Source organism: Pedococcus sp. P2_E4 (assembly GCF_056403935.1).
Genome location: NZ_JBFUEO010000080.1, coordinates 1 through 3,697, shown reverse-complemented (window position 1 = coordinate 3,697; position 3,697 = coordinate 1). Strand labels below are relative to the sequence as shown.

Annotated in this window: 4 protein-coding genes; all 4 read right to left on the bottom strand. The window is 72.3% G+C overall.

What is annotated here, in order from left to right; translation table 11 throughout:
- Nucleotides 1-283 precede the first annotated feature (283 nt).
- On the bottom strand, nt 284-1,438 hold the full coding sequence (locus AC1DV7_RS18135) for an RNA polymerase sigma factor (RefSeq protein ID WP_477598730.1): 1,155 nt from the start codon (nt 1,436-1,438) through the stop codon (nt 284-286).
- Nucleotides 1,439-1,444: 6 nt separating this feature from the next.
- Nucleotides 1,445-1,858 (bottom strand): YciI family protein, encoded by a 414-nt coding sequence (locus tag AC1DV7_RS18130; RefSeq protein WP_477598729.1) that lies wholly within the window; start codon nt 1,856-1,858, stop codon nt 1,445-1,447.
- A gap of 134 nt (nt 1,859-1,992) precedes the next feature.
- Entirely contained in the window at nt 1,993-2,928 is a 936-nt protein-coding gene (locus tag AC1DV7_RS18125; protein ID WP_477598728.1) for a lysophospholipase, read from the bottom strand.
- Nucleotides 2,929-3,049: 121 nt separating this feature from the next.
- Nucleotides 3,050-3,697 (bottom strand): thermonuclease family protein (locus tag AC1DV7_RS18120; protein WP_477598727.1); only part of this gene is annotated, 648 nt, incomplete at its 5' end.

The following is a 3,697-nucleotide window of genomic DNA, read 5'->3' as shown; positions in this document are numbered from 1 at the left end:
CGGTCGCGTCGCTGCTCCAACGTCAGATCCCCCTGCATGAGACCAACACTATGAGAGGCCACCGACAGCCGCCCCAACCGCTGAACAACGCGAGTTCCGTTGCACCGCAACGACTTTCGCAGACACAACCCTTCAGTGAAGACAACCCCCGAGCCCCAGCCTGTGGACAAGCGGCGCGGCCCTGGCCTCCCTGTGGACAGCGGGGCGGCGAGCCGCACCTTCCGCAGAGCCGGCGCCCGGCCCCGGGCGCCGGGCGCCCCCGACCTCCCCGTGGACAGGGGGACTAGGTGGCCGGCAGGCGCGCCGCCTGACGGGTGAGGTGGTCGCGCTCCGCCGCGCTGCTCGCCGCCCTGGCGGCCACGGCATACAAGGTCCTGGCCTCGTCGAGGTCGCCGGCCCTCTCGTGCAGGTAGGCGGCCACGGCTGCATGTCGGGGCACCTGCGCGTCCACGCGCTTCAGGGCACGCAGGCCCGCGAGTGGACCATCCACCTCACCCACAGCCACGGCGCGGTTGAGCGCGACGACGGGGCTGTCGGTGAGCCTGCTCAGCTCGTCGTACCACTCGAGGATCTGGGTCCAGTCGGTCTCGTCGGCGGCCGCGGCGTCGGCGTGCAGGGCCGCGATGGCGGCCTGCGCCTGGTAGTAGCCCAGCCGGTCGCGGGCGAGCGCGGCCTGCAGGATGTCGACGCCCTCGGCGACGAGCGCTGTGTCCCAGAGCGAGCGGTCCTGCTCGGCCAGGGGCACGAGCGCTCCGGTGGCGGTCCGTCGGGACGCCCGCCGGGCGTGGTGCAGCAGCATCAGCGCGAGCAGCCCCGCGACCTCGGGCTCGTCGCTGGCCCCGGCGAGCTGACGGGTCAACCGGATCGCCTCGGCGGCGAGGTCGACCTCGCCGCCGTAGCCCTCGTTGAAGATCAGGTACAGCACGTGCAGCACGGTCCGCAGGTCGCCGGGCTCGGTGAGGCGATGACCCTCGACGGTCCGCTTGGCCCGGCTGATCCGCTGCGCCATCGTCGCCTCCGGGACGAGGTAGGCCTCGGCGACCTGACGGGTCGTGAGGCCACCGACTGCCCGCAGCGTCAGCGCCACCGCCGACGCCGGCGTGAGGGACGGGTGTGCCGCGAGGAACAACAGCAGCAGGGTGTCGTCGACCTGCTCGCTCGGACCCGCCTCGGGCTCCTCGAAGTCCCGGACCTCCCGACGCCTCCGGGCGGCCTCGGAGCGCACGGCGTCGACGTACTTGCGCGACGCGACCGTCACCAGCCAGCCCTTCGGCTCGGTCGGCACCCCGTCCCGGGGCCACCGGCGGAACGCCTCGACCATCGCCTCCTGCACGGCGTCCTCGGCCGCCGCGAAGTCACTGCCGCGACGGACGAGGACCCCGAGCACCTGCGGGCCTAGCTGCCGCAGCAGCCCGTCGAGGCCGGCCACCGGCGTCATCCGAGCTCACTCCGTGACGGTGGGCGGCTCGGACATGAACGGGCGGACCTCGATCCACTCCTGCAACGGGACCCCGCCGGGCCCGGGTGCCGACGACAGGAACGCCGCGGCCTCGTGGGCCCGCTCCAGCGACTCGACGTCGATGGTCATCCAGCCGGCGATGAGGTCCTTGGTCTCGGCGAACGGCCCGTCGGTCACCGGCGGCCTGCCCTCGCCGTCGAACCGGACGAACGTGCCCTCCGGCGACAGGCCATCGGCGTCGACGAACTCGCCGCGTTCGCGCAGGGTGTCGGCGACGTGCCGCATGAACGCGATGTGGTCGTTGATCTCCTGCGGGGTCCACTCCTCCATGGGGATGCAGCCCTGTGGGGTCCGCTCGGGTCCGCCGCGGTAGTGCTTCAGCAGCAGGTACTTGGCCATGTCGCTCTCCTTGGGTCCGTGTCGGCCATTCTGGCCGTCATCACCCCGAGGACGGAGCGACCGTCAGGTTCTCGACATCTCCTCCGCAGCGATTTTTCCCGGTATGCCGCGCGGCCGGGTGACAGGGGAGCGCTTCAGCCCGCAGTGGGCAGGTGCGCGTCGAGCCACTCGACGACGGAGTCCATGACCTCGTCGCGGTTGGTCTCGTTCAGCATCTCGTGACGCCCCTGCGGCCAGAGCTTGACGGTGACGTCACCGACTCCGAGGCGGCGGTACTGGTCCGCCACTGCCCGAGGGCCCTTCCCCTTGTCGCCCACCGGGTCCAGCTCACCCGAGAACACGAAGATCGGCAGGTTCTTGGGGACGCGCGAGACGAGGCCGTCGGAGTTGATGGCGCCCAGACCACTGAGCAGGTCGACGAAGAAGCCCGCGGTGAACACGTTGCCGCAGCGCTCGTCCGCGACGTACGCGTCCACCTCGGCCTCGTCGCGCGAGAGCCAGTCGAACTTGGTGCGGTTGGGCTTGAAGGCGGCGCCGTACTGGCCGAAGGTCAGCTGGTCCATGAGGCCGCTGGGGTGACGCCGTCCCCGCAGCCGGGCCTGGGCGGTGGCCAGCCCGAGGCCGACCTTGCCGAGCGCGCCCGGGTCGCCCGCGGTGCCCGACAGCACGAGGCCGTCGAGGTCGGTGCCGAACCGGCTCGCGTACGACCGGCTGAGGAAGGACCCCATGCTGTGCCCGAAGAGGAAGAGCGGCAGACCCGGGTTCTCCTCGCGGGCGTGGTCGCTGAGCAGGTGAAGGTCGCCCACGACGGCGTCCCAGCCCTTGTCGTCCGCGAAGTACCCTGCGTCGTCCGGGGTCCGCGCGGTGCCGCCGTGCCCCCTGTGGTCGTTGGCGTACACCGCATACCCCGCGGCGGTCAGCCGCTCGGCGAACCGGGCGTAGCGGTCGGAGTGCTCGGCCATCCCGTGCGCGATCTGGACGATCGCCTTGGCCGGGCCGTCGGGGAGCCACCGGTTGACGTGCAGCTGGGTGCCGTCACTGGAGGCCAGGGTGAAGGTGCTGGACTGCATGGGCCGCTCGTTCCGCCGGGAGGACTGTCAGCGCTGACAATAGCCACGCGCCGCCCGGGCGCGTGGCCGGTGTGACCGAGTCGGCGCGAGCGCCCGTGTGCCGTGGGGCGCGTGGGCGTTCCTACCGCTTCGAGGCGCGCCACCCGGCCGCGACGGCCTCGGCCTCCGTGCAGAACCACCGCTCGCCCTTGGACTCGGTGATGACGGTGACGCTGTAGTACTGCTGCCCGGGGAGGTGGTAGATCCGCTCGCCGTCACTGGCGATGTTGCCCTTGATCGTGCAGCCCCGTGACGTGGAGGGCGCCGCGCCGCCCGGGGCGGCCGCGACCCCACCCGCGCAGCCGCTGGACCAGATGCCCCGGTGCGCCGTGCGGGCGGCCTCCTGTGCCTTGCGGTATGCCGCCTGGCCGGCGTACGCGCGGTCGTACGTGTACTCCCTGCCGAACCCTCCGGCGATGAGGAGCTGGGCGACCGAGCGGCCGTCGGCGAGCTGGACGTGCCGCAGGAGCCGGCCGTACCGGTCGCGGTCGGCCTGGGTCGGGTCAGCGACGAGGCGGACGCTCCTGGACTGGACGAGGCTCTGCATCCTGCTGGACGCCTGTTGGGCGAAGCAGTCCTTCGAGGCGAGCTCGGGGGTGTCGATCCCGATGACCCGCACGCGCTCGGTGACCCCGTTGACCCGGACCTTGAGGGTGTCACCGTCGACCACCCCGACGACGGGCACGAGGCCTGCAGCCGGGGGCTTGGCGGGCGCCGGGGTGGCGTCGAC

Bases quoted from the DNA above. Each gene is read 5' to 3' on its own strand.
- AC1DV7_RS18135 (WP_477598730.1), bottom strand. From the start codon at position 1,438: ATGACGCCGGTGGCCGGCCTCGACGGGCTGCTGCGGCAGCTAGGCCCG.
- AC1DV7_RS18130 (WP_477598729.1), bottom strand. From the start codon at position 1,858: ATGGCCAAGTACCTGCTGCTGAAGCACTACCGCGGCGGACCCGAGCGG.
- AC1DV7_RS18125 (WP_477598728.1), bottom strand. From the start codon at position 2,928: ATGCAGTCCAGCACCTTCACCCTGGCCTCCAGTGACGGCACCCAGCTG.